Source organism: Kribbella sp. NPDC002412 (genome assembly GCF_053592935.1).
In genome coordinates, this window is record NZ_JBSFBL010000015.1 from 1 (window position 1) to 15,945 (window position 15,945).

18 protein-coding genes are annotated in these 15,945 nt (G+C 69.0%); 10 read left to right on the forward strand and 8 right to left on the reverse strand.

The genetic code is table 11. From position 1 onward, the window contains the following. The 4 genes from ACWCOV_RS14545 to ACWCOV_RS14560 all read right to left on the reverse strand — a co-directional run. A partial coding sequence (locus tag ACWCOV_RS14545) for a hypothetical protein (RefSeq protein ID WP_449829716.1) occupies positions 1–267 on the reverse strand: 267 nt, incomplete at its 3' end. Then, positions 264–857, reverse strand: coding sequence for a hypothetical protein (locus ACWCOV_RS14550; protein WP_449829717.1), 594 nt, complete (start codon positions 855–857; stop codon positions 264–266). The genes ACWCOV_RS14545 and ACWCOV_RS14550, both read right to left, overlap by 4 nt. Positions 858–1,014: 157 nt before the next feature. Beyond that, a complete protein-coding gene (locus ACWCOV_RS14555; protein WP_449829718.1) occupies positions 1,015–2,625 on the reverse strand; it encodes an MDR family MFS transporter in 1,611 nt (536 codons plus the stop codon). Next, a complete protein-coding gene (locus tag ACWCOV_RS14560) occupies positions 2,622–3,230 on the reverse strand; it encodes a MarR family winged helix-turn-helix transcriptional regulator (protein ID WP_449829719.1) in 609 nt (202 codons plus the stop codon). The genes ACWCOV_RS14555 and ACWCOV_RS14560 overlap by 4 nt, the downstream gene beginning before the upstream one ends. A gap of 154 nt (positions 3,231–3,384) precedes the next feature. Between ACWCOV_RS14560 and ACWCOV_RS14565 the strand changes: the two genes are divergently transcribed. The 9 genes from ACWCOV_RS14565 to ACWCOV_RS14605 all read left to right on the forward strand — a co-directional run bounded on the left by ACWCOV_RS14565 (position 3,385) and on the right by ACWCOV_RS14605 (position 11,527). After that, positions 3,385–4,116 carry an SDR family oxidoreductase gene (locus ACWCOV_RS14565; protein ID WP_449829720.1) on the forward strand — a complete coding sequence of 244 codons (732 nt, stop codon included), beginning with the start codon at positions 3,385–3,387 and terminating at the stop codon, positions 4,114–4,116. A 52-nt stretch (positions 4,117–4,168) separates the two neighbouring features. After that, positions 4,169–5,116, forward strand: coding sequence for an ABC transporter ATP-binding protein (locus ACWCOV_RS14570; RefSeq protein ID WP_449829721.1), 948 nt, complete (start codon positions 4,169–4,171; stop codon positions 5,114–5,116). After that, positions 5,116–5,898, forward strand: coding sequence for an ABC transporter permease (locus ACWCOV_RS14575; protein WP_449829722.1), 783 nt, complete (start codon positions 5,116–5,118; stop codon positions 5,896–5,898). The genes ACWCOV_RS14570 and ACWCOV_RS14575 overlap by 1 nt, the downstream gene beginning before the upstream one ends. Further along, the gene (locus ACWCOV_RS14580) at positions 5,898–6,701 is read left to right on the forward strand and encodes an ABC transporter permease (protein WP_449829723.1); all 804 of its coding nucleotides are present in this window, start codon (positions 5,898–5,900) and stop codon (positions 6,699–6,701) included. The genes ACWCOV_RS14575 and ACWCOV_RS14580 overlap by 1 nt, the downstream gene beginning before the upstream one ends. Positions 6,702–6,827: 126 nt before the next feature. Further along, positions 6,828–7,256 carry a hypothetical protein gene (locus ACWCOV_RS14585; protein ID WP_449829724.1) on the forward strand — a complete coding sequence of 143 codons (429 nt, stop codon included), beginning with the start codon at positions 6,828–6,830 and terminating at the stop codon, positions 7,254–7,256. A 96-nt stretch (positions 7,257–7,352) separates the two neighbouring features. Further along, positions 7,353–8,495, forward strand: coding sequence for a threonine ammonia-lyase (ilvA, locus tag ACWCOV_RS14590; RefSeq protein ID WP_449829860.1), 1,143 nt, complete (start codon positions 7,353–7,355; stop codon positions 8,493–8,495). Between the two features lie 10 nt (positions 8,496–8,505). Then, positions 8,506–9,849, forward strand: coding sequence for an extracellular solute-binding protein (locus ACWCOV_RS14595; RefSeq protein ID WP_449829725.1), 1,344 nt, complete (start codon positions 8,506–8,508; stop codon positions 9,847–9,849). Continuing rightward, complete coding sequence (locus tag ACWCOV_RS14600; protein ID WP_449829726.1) at positions 9,846–10,724, forward strand: carbohydrate ABC transporter permease; 879 nt, start codon at positions 9,846–9,848, stop codon at positions 10,722–10,724. Before ACWCOV_RS14595 ends, ACWCOV_RS14600 begins: the two co-directional genes overlap by 4 nt. Next, a complete protein-coding gene (locus tag ACWCOV_RS14605) occupies positions 10,721–11,527 on the forward strand; it encodes a carbohydrate ABC transporter permease (RefSeq protein ID WP_449829727.1) in 807 nt (268 codons plus the stop codon). The genes ACWCOV_RS14600 and ACWCOV_RS14605 overlap by 4 nt, the downstream gene beginning before the upstream one ends. Here the strand turns inward: ACWCOV_RS14605 and ACWCOV_RS14610 are convergent, their stop codons facing one another. Further along, positions 11,528–11,968, reverse strand: a complete 441-nt coding sequence (locus ACWCOV_RS14610; RefSeq protein ID WP_449829728.1) for a MarR family winged helix-turn-helix transcriptional regulator — start codon at positions 11,966–11,968, stop codon at positions 11,528–11,530. Positions 11,969–12,056: 88 nt separating this feature from the next. Between ACWCOV_RS14610 and ACWCOV_RS14615 the strand changes: the two genes are divergently transcribed. Beyond that, complete coding sequence (locus ACWCOV_RS14615; protein ID WP_449829729.1) at positions 12,057–13,556, forward strand: MFS transporter; 1,500 nt, start codon at positions 12,057–12,059, stop codon at positions 13,554–13,556. 73 nt (positions 13,557–13,629) lie between these two features. Here ACWCOV_RS14615 and ACWCOV_RS14620 read toward each other — a convergent pair whose 3' ends face one another. The 3 genes from ACWCOV_RS14620 to ACWCOV_RS14630 all read right to left on the reverse strand — a co-directional run bounded on the left by ACWCOV_RS14620 (position 13,630) and on the right by ACWCOV_RS14630 (position 15,751). Then, on the reverse strand, positions 13,630–14,628 hold the full coding sequence (locus ACWCOV_RS14620) for a copper resistance D family protein (protein ID WP_449829730.1): 999 nt from the start codon (positions 14,626–14,628) through the stop codon (positions 13,630–13,632). A 2-nt stretch (positions 14,629–14,630) separates the two neighbouring features. After that, entirely contained in the window at positions 14,631–15,224 is a 594-nt protein-coding gene (locus tag ACWCOV_RS14625) for a copper resistance CopC family protein (protein WP_449829731.1), read from the reverse strand. A 203-nt stretch (positions 15,225–15,427) separates the two neighbouring features. Continuing rightward, positions 15,428–15,751, reverse strand: coding sequence for a hypothetical protein (locus ACWCOV_RS14630; RefSeq protein WP_449829732.1), 324 nt, complete (start codon positions 15,749–15,751; stop codon positions 15,428–15,430). Positions 15,752–15,945: the final 194 nt, after the last annotated feature.

Here is a 15,945-nt window from a genome sequence, read left to right on the forward strand (position 1 = left end):
GCGGATCAGCCGCTGGTCCCGCACCGGTGCCCACGGTCGCAGCGGCGTCACCCGGAAGGTGGCCGCCAGGTCGCCCGACACGGCGGTCGAAGGCCGGGCAGCCGGAGCAGCGACCGCGGCGGCGCCGTGGGCGATCCGGGTCAAGGCCTCGGGGGACACGGAGCTGTTCGCTCCGGTCCCTGGGCCGGTCTCGCTGAACGCCTGCTGGTCACGCATGGCGGTCCGGTAGTTCCTCCGGGCCGTGACCTCGGGTGCTGCTGTCGTCATGTCCCCTCCTCGTTGAGGTAGACCGCATAGTGGATCCCGACCGACACGGACAAGGGATCCTTCCTCGGTTTGTTGCTGTACAGGTGGATCTCGGCGCCCGGCGGGGTCCAGACCGCGAGGTGGCGGCGGTCGAGACCTGCACCGGGTGCCCACTCATCGACGAAATCCGACCCACTGTCGGTTCCCAGGTACGTCGGTTCGCCCCAGTGCCGGCGCGCCAGGTCGAACTTGGCCGGCCAGTTCTGGTCCAGGCCGGCCTCCGCCGCGGCCATGTCGGCCCGGCCGATCTCGAACGCGATCCAGCCGCTGAACGGGCTGTGCGGCAGGATCTGGTCGTCGTACACGGCCATCTCGGTGTTGCGCTTGGTGAGGAAGCCCCAGCCGTCGAGCAGGTCGTCGACGACGGTCTTCCGGTCGATCGGCCACGGCTTCCAGCCGGTGGCGGACTTGACCCGGCGGATCAGCTTCCGCACCGCGACCTCGCCGGTCGCACCCAGGTGCGGACCGGCGACCCGCCGCCAGTCGCGGACCTCGGCCAGATCGGCCATCGCGCGGTCGTCGTCGTCCAACGGCCGGTCGAGTGTTTTCATCCCCAGACTGTTCCTGTCTACGCGGCACTCTGCCAGGGCAACCTAGGGGCCGGCGGGGTCACGAGAGGCCTTTGTCTCACACCGCAGAACCTGCTGGTCACGAACGCGAAGTGCCCCACCGGTTTCCCGGTGGGGCACTTCATTCATATGGCCGCCGTCAGTGCATCGCGGCGGCTGTGGAACTCTCCACGGACTCGTCCGGCTTGGCGCCGTCGGAGCGGCCGGCCAGCCGCTGCTCCGGGGTGATGACCGCGATGATCAGCGCGATCGCCAGGAACGGCAGGGAGACCAGGAAGACGTCGTCCATCGCCTGGACCAGACCCCGCAGGGCCCAGCCCTTCATCGGCTGCTGCAGGGCGTGCAGCGCGTCGACGCTGTTCGCCGCCTTGGCGAGTCCGTCGACCATCGACTGCGTCGCGTGCGGGACGATGTCGGTCAGGTGCTCCTTCAGCCGGCTGGTGAGGACCGCGCCGTACACCGCCGTGCCGATCGCGCCACCCATCGAGCGGAAGAACGTCATGGTCGAGGTCGCGCTGCCCATGTGCTGCCGGGGCACGCTGTTCTGCGCGGCGGTGACGGTGATCTGCATCGACAGGCCCAGGCCGGCGCCCATCACGAACATGTAGATCGCCAGCTGCCAGTACGGCGTGGTCATGCTCAGCGTGGACAGCAGCACCATCGCGCCGCCGACCAGCACCGCGGAGATGATCGGGAACGCCTTGTACCGGCCGTTCTTGCTCATCAGCTGGCCGCTCGGGATCGAGGCGGAGAAGATGCCGACGATCATCGGCAGCAGCGCCAGGCCGGACCGGGTCGGCGACATGTCCTTGACCGCCTGCAGGTACAGCGGCAGGAAGATCAGCGCGCCGAACATCGCGAACCCGAGCAGGAACGCGTACCCGGCGTACCCGGAGAAGATCCGGCCCTTGAACAGGTCCATCGGGATGATCGGCTCGGACACCTTCAGCTCGACGAAGACGAACGCGACGGCCAGGACGACGGCAGCGGCCAGCAGCGCGATCGTGATGGTGTCGCCCCAGCCGTAGGCCGGACCGCTCCACGAGATCGCCAGCAGCAGCGTGGTCACCGCGCCGGTGATCACGGCGGCGCCGAGGTAGTCGATCTTGTGCGACCGCTTCACGTGCGGCAGCTTCAGCACGGCGGCGACGATGCCCAGGGCAACCAGGCCGATCGGCAGGTTGATCCAGAAGATCCAGCGCCAGCCCGGGCCGTCGGTGAGCAGGCCGCCGAGCAGCGGGCCGGCCACCGAGGACAGGCCGAACACGGCGCCGAAGTACCCCATGTACTTACCGCGCTCGCGCGGCGGGATCACGTCACCGATGGTGGCGAAGGCCAGCGACATCAGGCCGCCGGCGCCGAGACCCTGGACGGCCCGGAAGCCGATCAGCATCTCGATGTTCTGCGCCAGCGCGGACAGCACCGAGCCGGCCAGGAAGGTGACGATCGCCGCGATGAACAGCGGGCGGCGGCCGTACAGGTCGGAGATCTTGCCCCACAGCGGGGTGGAGGCGGTCGAGGTCAGCAGGTACGCCGTGACCACCCAGGACAGCTTGTCCAGGCTGTTGAACTCGCTGACGATCTGCGGCAGCGCGGTGCCGACGATGCTCTGGTCGAGCGCGGCCAGGAACATGCCCGCCATCAGGCCGCCGAGGACGACCAGGATCTGCTTGTGGGACAGGTACTGCGGTCCATCCGGAACGTTGTCAGGCGCGGCGCCGCCGGCGGTGGCGGGCTCGGTGGTGCTCATCTGGTGCTCTCCAGGTTCTTCTCGGTGTGCTCGCGGGCGGCGCCCGTGCTTTCGGTGTTCGGGCCACCGGGCGCGAAATCTTCGGTACGGCGCTCGGCCCGCAGGCGTGGCGCGACGGCGGCCCAGCCCTTGTCGGCCCAGGCGCGGTTGTCGGCCCCGGTGTCGGTCAGGCTCGCGACACCGTCGGCGAACCGGGTCATCAGCCGCTCGAACGTCAGCACGTCCTCCTCGGACCAGCCCTCCATGGCCGCGCTGAGCAGCTGTATCCGGCGGCGCGCGCCGGCCTCCCACTGCTCGATGCCCTGCTCGGTCAGCTCGACCCGGAACGCGCGGCCGTCATCCGGGTCGGGGGAGCGGCGGACCAGCCCGAGCTGCTCCAGCGACCGGACGTGCCGGCTCGTGGTCGAGGCGTCGATCTCCATCCGGGCGGCCAGGTCGGACAGCCGCAGGGCGCCGCTGCAGCGCAGCACGAACAGAACCACGTGGGCGCTCTGGTCGAGCGTGTCGCCGGGCTGCTTGCTCTTCAACCGCCGGCCGACCCGGGTGAACGCGTGCAGCACACCCTCGATCGGGGTCTGCGGGGAGTACGCGTCATTTACTTGCATGCTGCAAGCATATACATGCTTGCGTGATGCATGCAAATGAGTTTCCAGGTCCCTGACTGAGTCGCCACTCATTTGCTCTCCGTCACCGGCCGGTCACTGATCGCAGTGGAGGAGAATCTGCGGACATGTACTCGACGGCGGAGAGGTGGCTTTTGTGACGCAGGTGGCGGTGGTGACCGGTGGCGGTTCAGGGCTCGGCCGGGAGATGGCGCTCGCGCTGGCGGCAGCCGGCTTCCACGTCTGGGTGACCGGCCGGACCGAGGACAAACTCCGTGAAACCGCCGATGCGGCAGAGGGCGGACAGGTGGCGCCTGTGGTGCTGGATGTTGCCGACGGGGCTGCTGTGCGCGGGTTCTTCGGTGGGCTCGAGCGGCTCGACGTACTGGTGAACAACGCGGGGACTGGTGCACCGGCGGCGCCGGTGCAGGACGTCAGCGAGGAGGACTGGCGGCGGGTGGTGGACACCAACCTGACCGGGTCGTTCCTGTGTGCGCAGGCGGCGTTCGCGCTGATGCTGCGGCAGGACCCGAAGGGAGGGCGGATCATCAACAACGGGTCGATCTCGGCGCACGTGCCGCGGCCGCACGGGATCGCCTACACCGCCAGCAAGCACGCGATCACCGGCCTGACCAAGGGCCTGGAGCTGGAAGGCCGCGCGCACGGGATCACCGCCTGCCAGATCGACATCGGCAACGCCGCGACCCCGATGACCGAGCGGATGGGGCAGGGCGTGCTGCAGGCGGACGGGTCGGTCGCGCCCGAGCCGACGTTCGACCCGAAGGTCGTCGCGGACTTCGTGGTCCGGATCGCGCAGCTGCCGACGTCGGTCGCCGTACCGACGCTCACCGTGATGGCGGCGGGGATGCGGTACGTCGGTCGCGGCTGATTGCGCCCAAAACAACAAGAAACTGTCGGGAGGCGGGTCTAGGGTCGAGGTCGTGAGCGAGCAGCGGGAGTCCCTGGTCCATGTCCGCGAGCTGCGGAAGTCGTACGGCGACTTCGAGGCGGTGCGCGGGATCGACCTGGACGTGTGGCGCGGGGAGGCGTTCGGCTTTCTCGGGCCGAACGGCGCGGGCAAGTCGTCGACGATGCGGATGATCGGCGCGGTCTCGCCGGCCAGCGGCGGCACGTTGCGGATCCTCGGCATGGACCCGGCGACCGAGGGACCGTCGATCCGGGCGCGGCTGGGCGTCTGCCCGCAGGACGACACTCTCGACACCGAGCTGACCGTCCGGGAGAACCTGGTCATCTACGGGCGGTACTTCGGCCTCAGCCGGGCCGAGTGCCGGCTGCGGGCCGACGAGCTGCTCGAGTTCGTCGCGCTGACCGACAAGGCGAAGGTCAAGGTCGACGAGCTCTCCGGCGGCATGAAGCGGCGGCTGACCATCGCCCGGTCGCTGGTCAGCAAGCCCGACCTGCTGCTGCTCGACGAGCCGACGACCGGCCTGGACCCGCAGGCCCGGCACCTGTTGTGGGACAAGCTGTTCCGGCTGAAGCAGGCCGGGGTGACGCTGATCGTCACCACGCACTACATGGACGAGGCCGAGCAGCTGTGCGACCGGCTGGTGGTGATGGACGGCGGCCTGATCGCGGCCGAAGGTTCGCCGGCCCAGCTGATCCGTGACTACTCGACCCGCGAGGTGACCGAGCTGCGCTTCGGTCCAGAGGTGATGCAGTCGGACCACGATGCGCTCGCGGAGAAGGTCGACGACCTGGCCCAGCGCATCGAGGTGCTGCCGGACCGCCTGCTGCTCTACACCGACGACGGTGAGCGCGCGGTCGCCGCCGTGCACGAGCGTGGCCTGGAGCCCGCGGCGGTTCTGGTACGGCGCTCCACGCTGGAGGACGTGTTCCTGCGGCTGACCGGCCGGACGCTGGTGGACTGATGGCGCTCGCACTGGAGAACGGGCGACGCCAGTTCGACTACTGGCTGACCGTCTACAAACGCACCTGGAAGGGCACGCTGGTCAGCAGCTTCCTGCTGCCGCTGCTCTACCTGGCCGCGATGGGCATCGGGCTCGGGTCCTTCGTGGACAGCAACGGGACCGGCGCGCTGGGCGGGGTCAGCTACCTGCAGTACATCGCGCCCGGGCTGCTCGCCTCGACCGGACTGCAGATCGCCGTCGGCGAGGCGACGTACCCGGTGATGAGCGGGTTGAAGTGGCAGAAGTTCTATCACTCGATGATCGCGACGCCGCTGCGGCCGGCGGACGTCGTCTACGGGCAGCTCACGTTCATCGCGTTCCGGGTGACCAGCACCTGCCTGGTGTTCCTGGTGGTGATCGCCGCGTTCGGCGGGCTGGAGTCGCCGCTGGGCCTGCTCGGTCTGCCGGTCGCGGTGCTGGTCGGGATGGCGGCCGCCGCCCCGGTGGCGGCGTACGCGACCAAGCTGGACAACGACGCGGGCTTCGCGATGATCTTCCGGTTCGGCGTGGTTCCGGCGTTCCTGTTCTCGGGTGCGTTCTTCCCGGTGTCGCAGCTGCCCGACTGGATCGAGTGGCTCGCCTACGTCAGCCCGTTGTGGCACGGGGTCGAGTTGTCGCGTGACCTCAGCCTGGGCACGGTCGATCCGTGGATGGCGCTGCTCAACGTCGGGTACCTGCTGGCCTGGTTCGTCATCGGCACGTGGCTCGCCGTCCGCGGCTTCACCAGGAAGCTGGTGGGCTGATGGCGACGCTGACCACCCGGGTGGTCCCGATCCCGCTGCGGCTCGGCGGCGGCCGGCACATCGTGGAGCGCAACTTCGTGATGTACCGGCGGTCCTGGGTCGTCTTCCTGTCCGGCTTCTTCGAGCCGGTGTTCTACCTGCTGTCGATCGGCGTCGGCGTCGCCCAGCTGGTCGGCGACTTCACCCTGTCCGACGGCACGACGATCGGGTACGCCGCCTTCGTCGCGCCGGCGATGCTGGCCAGCTCGGCGATGAACGGCGCGGTCTTCGACTCGACGTACAACATCTTCTTCCGGATGAAGTACGCCAAGCTCTACGACTCGATGCTGGCGACCCCGCTGCGGCCGTGGGACATCGCGACCGGTGAGGTGACCTGGGCGCTGCTGCGCGGGGCCTGCTACTCGGCGATGTTCATCCTCGTGATGCTCGGGATGGGCCTGGTGTCGTCGTGGTGGGCGCTGCTCGCGCTGCCGGCCTCGGTGCTGATCGGGTTCGCGTTCGCCGGCGCCGGGATGGCGCTGACCACGTTCATGCGCAGCTGGCAGGACTTCGAGTTCGTCCAGCTGGCGATCATCCCGATGTTCCTGTTCTCGGCCACCTTCTACCCGGTCGAGACCTACCCGGCGGCGATCCGCTGGCTGGTCGAGATCACCCCGCTCTACCAGGGCGTGGTGCTCGAGCGAGCCTTCACCACCGGTGCCGTCGGCTGGTCCCTGCTCCTCAACGCCCTCTACCTGGCGGCCATGGGCACCCTGGGCATGTACGTCGCCTCCCGCCGCCTCGGCAAGCTGCTGCTCAAGTAGTCGTTGACGCACGATGGACTGGCTGGTCAGTGAATTCGGGCGTGAGGTCCTGCTCCGGCCGATCGTGGTGCCGTCCGAGCTGATCCCGGCCCGGTACGACGGCGGGGTCGCGGCGGCCGAGGAGTGGTGAAGGAGCAGTCCGGCCGGTGGATCCGCGGTGCCGAGCGCAACGAGATCCAGCTGGCCCCCGGGCTGGCCGCCGACCCGGTCGCCCTGGTCGCGATCTTCGCGCACGAGGCCGGTCACGAGCTGCTGCTCGGCGGCGGCCGGATCTCGTTCCTCCACCGGCCCGACCACGAGCCGCTGACCGACCTGCTCACCGTGTTCTACGGACTCGGGATCTTCACGGCCAACGCGGCGTACGAACGTCGTCCGAAGCCGAACGGCCGCGGCAAGCAGCCGCTGGCCCGCGGCTACCTTCGCGAGCAGGCACTGTCCGAGGCCCTCGCCTACTACGCGCGCCTCCGCGGTGAACGCCACCCCACCTGGGACCGCCACCTCGACCCACCCGTCCGCCGAGTCATGCGCAACCACCTCGCGGTCCTGCACAAATGATCGGCGTGTAAGCGGTTGCAGCCGTAGGGTGAAGGCGTGATCGATGCCAGGGACATTGCTCGGGCGGCGGATCTGTTGCATGACGTGGTGGCGCCGATGCCGCTGGAGTACTCGCGCTGGTTGAGTGAGCTGGTCGGCGGAGACGTGTTCCTCAAGTGCGAGAACCTGCAGCGGACCGGGTCGTTCAAGTTGCGCGGCGCGTACGTCCGGATGGCCCGGCTGTCGAAGTCGGAGCGGGCGCGCGGGGTGGTCGCGGCCAGCGCGGGCAACCATGCCCAGGGCGTGGCGCTGGCGGCGCAGCTGCTCGGGATCAGGTCGACGGTGTTCATGCCGCACGGCGCACCGATCCCGAAGGAGAAGGCGACTCGCGCGTACGGCGCCGAGGTCCGTTTCGTCGGCACGTCGATCGACGACTGCCTGGAGGCGGCTCGGTTGTTCGAGGCCGAGACCGGCGCGATCCTGATCCACCCGTTCGACCACCCCGACATCGTGGCCGGCCAGGCGACGACCGGGCTCGAGATCGTCGAGCAGTGCCCGCAGGTCCGGACGGTCGTCGTACCGACCGGAGGTGGCGGGCTGGTCGCCGGGATCGCGGCGGCGATGCAACGCGACGGCATGCCGATCGAGGTGGTCGGAGTTCAGGCAGCCGGTGCCGCGGCGTACCCGGCCTCGCTCGCGGCCGGTGAGCCGATCCAGCTGGCCGACATGTCCACGATGGCGGACGGGATCGCGGTCGGGCTGCCGGGCAAGGTTCCGTTCGAGGCTGTGCAGCGGTACGTCGGGGAGATGCGCACCGTCGGCGAGGATTCGTTGTCGAAGGCGCTCCTGCTCGTGCTCGAGCGCGCGAAGCTCGTGGTCGAACCGGCGGGCGCTGCCGCAGTCGCCGCCGTACTGGACGAGCCGGCGCGGTTCAAGCCGCCGGTCGTGGTGGTCCTGTCCGGTGGCAACATCGACCCGCTGCTGCTGATGCGGGTGATCCGGCACGGCATGGCGGCAGCAAGCCGGTACCTGTCGTTGCGCGTGCGGATCCCGGACGCCCCAGGCGGGCTGGCGACGCTGCTGACCCAGCTCGCGGCCCTGGACGCGAACCTCATCGAGGTGCTGCACGAGCGCATCTCCGAGACGCTGAACCTGGACGAGGTCGAGGTCGCGCTGCAGCTCGAGTTGCGGGGTGAGGAGCACCGCGAACGGGTATTGGCCAGTCTGACCGGCAACGGGTACACGTACACGCTGAACTGAGGAGTTCGAGGTGTTGAAGACGATCATCGCCGCCTCCGCGGCTTTGTTGCTCACGGCTACCGCCTGTACGCCGGGATCCGACAGCCCGAGCGGCAGCACCAGCGCGCCGAGCACGGTGAAGACGGACGCCGCCGCGCTCGGCGAGGTCCAGCTGACTGTCTGGGACCAGGAGGTCCGCGGCGGTCAGGCGGCCCAGATGGCCGAGCTGGTCAAGCAGTTCCAGGCGAAGTACCCGAACATCAAGGTCACCCGGGTCTCGCGCTCGTTCGACGACCTGAAGACGACGTTGCGGCTGGCGCTGACCGGCAACAACGCGCCGGACGTCGTCCAGGCGAACAACGGCCGCTCGGACATGGGCGAGTTCGTCAAGGCCGGTCAGCTCGTGCCGCTGGACGAGTGGGCGAAGGCCTACAACTGGGGCAGCCGGTACCCGGACTCGGTGCTGCAGTACTCGCGCTACTCAGCCGACGGCAAGACGTTCGGCGAGGGCAACCTGTACGGGCTGCCGCAGGTCGGCGAGGTGGTCGGGCTCTACTACAACAAGGAGAAGCTGACCAAGCTCGGCGTCCAGCCGCCGAAGACGTGGGCCGAGTTCGAGGACGCGCTGGCCAAGGCGAAGGCGGCCGGCGAGGTGCCGATGCAGTTCGGCAACCTGGACAAGTGGCCGGCCATCCACGTGTTCGGCACCGTGCAGGACCACTTCGTGCCGGCCGACCAGATCACCACGCTCGCGTTCGGCCGCCCGGGAGCGTCCTGGAACACCCCGGAGAACACCAAGGCCGCCGAGGGCCTGGTGTCGTGGGTGGACAAGGGCTACTTCAACCAGGGCTTCAACGGGCAGGGGTACGACCCGGCCTGGCAGGACTTCGGCAAGGGCAACGGGGTGTTCCTGATCGCCGGCACCTGGCTGCAGGCCGACCTGCAGAAGGCGCTCGGCGACAAGGTCGGCTTCATGCTGCCGCCGGGTGAGTCGGCCGACGCCAAGCCGGTGGTGACCGGCGGCACCGGCCTGCCGTTCGCGATCACCAACAAGGCGAAGAACGCGGACGCCGCAGCGGCGTACATCAACTTCATCACCAGCCCGGACGCGATGAAGATCCTGACCAGCACCGGAAACCTGCCGATCGCCGACACCTCGGCCCAGCAGGCGCCGGCCGGGCTCGCGAGCGACATCTTCAGCAGCTTCGGTACGGCGGTCAGCAAGGAGGCAATGGTTCCGTACCTGGACTACGCGACGCCGACCATGTACGACACCATCGGCGCCGCCCTGCAGGACCTGCTGGCGAAGAAGGCGACCCCGCAGCAGTTCCTGACCACGCTGGAGACCGACTACAGCAAGTTCGCCGGCAAGTGAGCTCACCGCCCGGGGAGCCGCGCCGGATCGGGTACCTCTACATCCTGCCGGCGCTGCTCGTGTACGGCGCGTTCCTGCTCTACCCGTTGGCCCGTTCGGTGCACCTGTCGCTCTTCGAGTGGGACGGGATCACGCTCGGGAAGTTCGTTGGCCTGAGCAACTACGCGGACGTGGTCCGGGACGCCGGGCTGCGGGCCGCGTTCGGGCACGCGCTGGTGCTGATCGTCTTCTACGCGGTGCTTCCGGTGCTGATCGGGCTGGCGCTGGCGTCGGTGCTGCAGCGGGCCAGGGTGCGCGGGCTCGGGTTCTTCCGGACCATCGTGTTCCTGCCGCAGGTGGTCGCGATGGTCGTGGTGGCCGTCGCCTGGCGGCACATCTACGCTCCTGACGGCCCGCTGAACGACGTACTGCGGGCCGTCGGGCTGGACAGTGTCGCGCGGGGCTGGCTGGGGGACTACACGTTCGCCCTGCCGGCGGTCGGCGTGATCGGGACGTGGTTCGAGACCGGGCTGGTGACGGTGTTGCTGCTGGCCGGGATGTCGCGGATTCCGCGGGAGCGGTACGAGGCCGCGCGGCTGGACGGCGCCGGTCCGGTGTCGGAGTTCTTCGCGGTCGTGCTGCCCGCGGTTCGCGGTGAGATCGCGGTCGCGGCGACGTTGACGGTGATCGCCGCGCTGCGGACCTTCGACCTGGTCTACATCACCACGAGCGGCGGTCCCGGGACGTCGACCAGCGTCCCGTCGTACGAGGTCTACCACCGGGCCTTCGAGCTCGGCCAGGTCGGCTCGGCGGCGGCGATCGGGGTGTGCCTGACCATCCTGATCTTCGTGATCACACTCGGCGTCAACCGGCTGGCAGATCGGAGTACGGCGTGAGGGCCTCGGCGGCCGAGCGGATCGGGAACTACGCGCTGCTGACCGTCTTCGGGTTGTTCGCGCTCGGCCCGATCGTGACGATCCTGGTGGCCGCGCTCGGCCCGGACGACGCCGGCAGCGGGTCGAGCGGGTTCGCGAACTTCGGCCAGGCGTGGGAGATCGGGCACTTCGGCACCTACCTGCGGATGAGCGTCGCGGTGTCGGTGACCGTCGTGGTGGCCGGCGTGCTGCTGTCGATCCTGAGCGGATACGCGTTCGGCACGATGCGGTTCCGCGGGGCGGGCGTGCTGTTCTACCTGTTCCTGCTCGGGATCATGATGCCGACCGAGGCGATCGTCGTACCGCTGTACTTCGACCTGCGCACGCTCGGCCTGACCGACACCTTCTGGTCCGTCGCGCTCCCGCAGGTCGCCCAATCCGTTGCCTTCGGCACCTTCTGGATGCGGGCGTACTTCCGGTCCGCGTCCCGGTCGATGGTGGAGGCCGCGCGGCTGGACGGCGCGGGTCACTGGCGGACGCTGTGGCAGGTGCTGGTGCCGCCGGCCCGGCCCGCGCTGGTGACGCTGATCGTGCTGGTGTTCATGTGGACGTGGAACGAGTTCCTGATCCCGCTGGTGATGGTCACGAGTGAGTCGTTGCGTACGGCGCCGCTCGGTCTGGCGTTCTTCTCCGGGCAGTACACGTCCGGTTTCACCTTGCTGGCCGCGGGTGCGGTGATCGTCGGCACGCCGGTCGTGCTCGTCTACGCGTTCCTGCAGCGCCACTTCATCGCGGGCATGCTGGAAGGCGCCGTCCGGGAGTGATCAGAGCGGCTGGCAGCTCTTGGCCAGCGGGGCGTGCAGGCGCTCGGCGAGCACCCGGCGCTGGGTCGGCTGCGCCTCGGTCTGACGAAGCAGGCCCTGGTCGGTGAGCCGGACGTTGACGGCCCGGCGGTCCTCGGGGCACATGTGCCGCTCGACCAGGCCGGCCGTCTCCAGCCGGCCGATCACGCGGGACAGCGCGCTCTGGCTCAGGTGCACTGACTTGGCGATCGTGGCCACCTTGGCCGAGTGCTCCGGCAGCTCGGCGAGCCGCTCGAGCACCTCGTACTCACTCATGCCCAGCGAGTGGTCGGTCTGCAGCGCCCGGTCGAGGGCACAGGTCAGGTCGGCGTGGCGGGCCAGCAGCTCGCGCCACTCCCTGACATCAGCGCTGACATCGGCGCGGGTCTCACCAGGACCTGCGCTGACCTTCGTGGCGGTCATGGAGGCGACGTTATCATGCGTGCGCAATCTATGCAAACGCATTTAATGCCTAGACATTAGATGCATGTGCATGGAATAGTCTTCCCCCGTGACACAGACAACGCACCCCACATCACCGGCCCGGATGACTTGGGACGCGCGCCTCTGGGGCGCTCTCCTGGTGGTCTGCGGCGTGATCTTCCTCGACGGCCTGGACGTGTCCATGGTCGGTATGTCCCTGCCGTCCATCGGCGCCGACCTGGGCGTCCCGCTCTCCTCCCTGCAGTGGGTGGTCACCGGCTACGTGCTCGGGTACGGCGGCCTGCTGCTGCTCGGCGGCCGCGCCGCCGATCTGCTCGGCCGCCGCCGGGTGTTCCTGATCGCGCTGGGCGTCTTCGCCGTGGTCTCGATGCTGAGCTCACTGGCCACCAGCCCCGAACTGCTCATCGCCGCGCGGTTCGTGAAGGGTGTCGCCGCCGCGTTCACCGCGCCGGCCGCCCTGTCCATCATCACCACGACCTTCCACGAGGGCCCGGACCGCAACCGTGCCCTGAGCATCTTCACCACCTGCGCCGCCAGCGGCTTCTCGATGGGCCTCATCCTCGGCGGCGCGCTGACCGAGGTCGGCTGGCGCTGGACCTTCCTGATGCCCGGCCCGGTCGCCCTGATCGTGCTGCTGTTCGCGATCAAGCTGATCCCGAACAGCCCGCGCGACAACGCCGCCGGCGGGTACGACATCCCCGGCGCGATCACCGTCACGGCCGGCATGCTGTCGCTGGTCTACGCGGTCGTCGGCGCCGAGCACGCCGGCTGGGTCTCGGTGCAGACCATCGGGATGTTCGCGCTGGCCGTCGTACTGCTGGCCGGGTTCGTCGCGATCGAGCTGCGGTCCAAGCACCCGCTGGTCCGGCTCGGCATCCTGCGCAACGCCTCGCTGCGGCGGGCGAACCTGGCCATCCTGACCGTGTTCGGCTCGTACGTCGCCTTCCAGCTGATCGGCACGCTGTACCTGCAGAACCTGCTCGGCTGGTCCTCGTTCGAGACCGCGCTGGCCTTCCTGCCGGCCGGCCTGCTGGTGGCCACGCTGTCGCCGAACGCCGGCAAGCTGGCGGACCGGTTCGGGACCGAGACGATGATCATCACCGCGATGGCGCTGTTCGTCGCCGGGTACGCGCTGTCGCTGCGGATCGGCCCGGAGGCGGCGTACTTCTCGACGGTGTTCCCGACCATCATGCTGCTCGGTCTCGGGTTCGCGATCGGCTTCCCGGCGCTGAACATCCAGGCCGTGTCCGGTGTCCCGGACCACGAGCAGGGACTGGCCTCCGGGCTGTTCAACACCTCCAACCAGGTCGGCGGCGCCGTGGTGCTCGCGATCGTGACCGCGGTGATCAGCAGCCAGTCGGTCGGCGTGACCACACCGGCCGGGATGTTGTCGGCGTACAAGCCGGGCCTGGCCGTGGTGACGGGTATCTCGGCGCTCGGTCTGCTGATCGCGCTGACAGGTCTGCGCGGGCTGCGGGCTCGGCGGGAGGCTGAGGCTGCGGAGACGGCTGAGCTGGCCGCCGTACAGAAGGAACTGGCCGAGGAGGAGATGACCCCGGCCGCGTGACAACAACCAGCCCGTGCGGGCTGTTGTCGATATGGAGCAGTGCGGGTCACGGATGTGGCCCGCACTGCTGTGTCTAGAGCGGTCTGGCGAGCACAGTGGCGATGGCGATGGTCACTGCCATCACAGTGAGCTCGACAGTGGCCAGTGCGGCGAGTGCGACGGTCTCCTTGCGGCGTACGGCGGGGAGGAGGATCTGTCTGATGAAGCCGCCGGTGGCAGCCAGCACCATCAGGCCTGCGACCTTGCCGAGCACCAGCCAGCCGGCCGGAGTCTCGAAGAGTGCGTGCAGCAGGACGGACGGGTGCGGCGTGACGTCCTTGGTCAGCCGCGGTCCGGCGAGCAGTACGCCGGTCAGTGCGACCGTGGCGATCGCGCCGCCGGCAACGGTCGAGAACCGCGGCAGGACGAGCGCCAGCGCAGAGCGGTTCTTGGAGACCAGCATCGTGACCAGTGCGAGTCCACCGACCCACAGGCTCATCGCACACAGGTGCAGTCCGATGGCCGGCGTCGTGAGCCAGGGCGCCTCACCCTGCGACGCATGACCAGTGACCGGTACGGCGATGAGGCCGACGAGCGCCAGTCCGAGAGCCACAGCGGGCCCTCGCTTCAGCATGGCCAACGCGTAGCCGGCTGCTGTGAGCACAGTCAGCGCCAGAGCGGTTCCTGAGGTGACGTCGACGGCGTACGACGCCATGCCGGCGAACGGCATCCGCGAGCCGGACTCCGAGATCGCCGCCGCCTGGAGCCACCACGTCGTCGTGGTGGCAGTGACCCAGGCAATGCCGGCCGCAATCCCGATGATCCGGGCCCGCTCACTCGCGACGCCGTACTCCTTGCGTCCTGCTGACCCGAGCAGCAGCAGGAGGAGGGTGGCGCCGACGGCGAGGATCGCGGAGCCAGTGGTGATGAACCGGGCCAGGGGAGTGGTGTAGAGGATGCCGGGGCTGGTGCTGATCAGGGCCGGCTCCGGCGCGGGCCGGGTGACGACGATGGCCCACACCAGAGCGGCCACGCTGAGTGCGGTGATGGCAGAGACGGTTGCGGCCGAGCGCCGCGGGGCGGCTGGGATCATGGTTAGTCCTGGGCTGTTGAGTCGAGACGGGCGTGCAGGACTGCCGGCCGGCTCTGGTCGGAACGCCAGCGGACGAACCCGTGCAGCAGGAACAGCGCAGTGGCCAACTCGAGGATCCAGACCCAGGCCGGGACGCCACCGCTGGGCAGGGTCGCGGCAGCGAGCATCGGCGCGCCGGTGTCGGCGCGGTCGAGGGTGACGGTGATGTGCCCGGCGATCGGGTGGCCGTCGCCGGAGATGACCCGGTAGCTGACCGTGTAGGTTCCGCTCTTGCCGAGCCGGTCGCAGCTGGCGTGGACCGTGTCGCCGTCCACCCGCACCGACTGGGCCGGGTGGCGGAACCCGTCCGGACCGGTGACCAGCACGGCGTCCCAGCCCTGCACCGGCTGCAGGGTCTGGTCGAAGGTGAAGCTCAGGGTCGACGGGCTGGTGCTGAGCCGGGCGCCGTTGGCCGGTGTGCTGGCGAGCAACTTGCTGTGCGCGTTCGCCGCTCCGGCCGGTACGACGGTCAGGCCGGCGGTGATCGTGAGGACGGCCAGGATCGGTGCACTGCTCCGCCGCAGCGAGCGGAGCCAGGACGTCGTGGGCACTGACATCCGGATCCTCCTGTCAGGAATATCGGAAAAGAATGCGATGCTCATTGGCTCGTAACAATTTCCGAGGCCCGAGAAATGTCTCCGAAACCTCACAAGGATAAATTGGTGTTGTGAGGATTTCGGCCGGGAAGCAGATCACCCGTGGCCGCGGATCGGTCTCCGCGGTCACGGGTGATCGTCGCCGGGTCAGGCCCGGACCGGGCTCAGTGGTCGTGCCCGTGGCCGGTGCCGTCGTCGGCGATCGCGTGGCCGGTGAGGGTGTAGGACACGATGTTCACGCCGACCGGGAAGACGTGCGAACCCGTGTAGCCGACCGGGTTGTCGATCGCCGGGTTGAGGCCCAGCATCTCGTCGTCCAGGTGCAGCTGGACCTGCGTGGTGGCGTAGTCGACGGCGTCGCCGACGTTCGCGACCGGGGTCGGGCTCTCGTGCGCCGACGCCGTCGACGCGGCCAGCGCGGCGCCGCCGATCGCCAGCGTGAGGCTCGCCAGCGGGACAGTGATCAGGCGGGTCCTGAGGTTGGGCATGCTGCTCTCCTTGGAGGAGTGATGGGGAGGGGGCCCGGTCTCCGTTGACCGGTGAATGTGGAGCCGGCGGGGCACGGTGGCCAATCAATGCCTCGCTTCAAATGAATGTATTGAGGGCTCGGGCGGCTCCACAAGCAATTCCGGTTTTTGCCCGAAGAATGATACTGATGTTGCCGTGTCAAGCTCACACATTC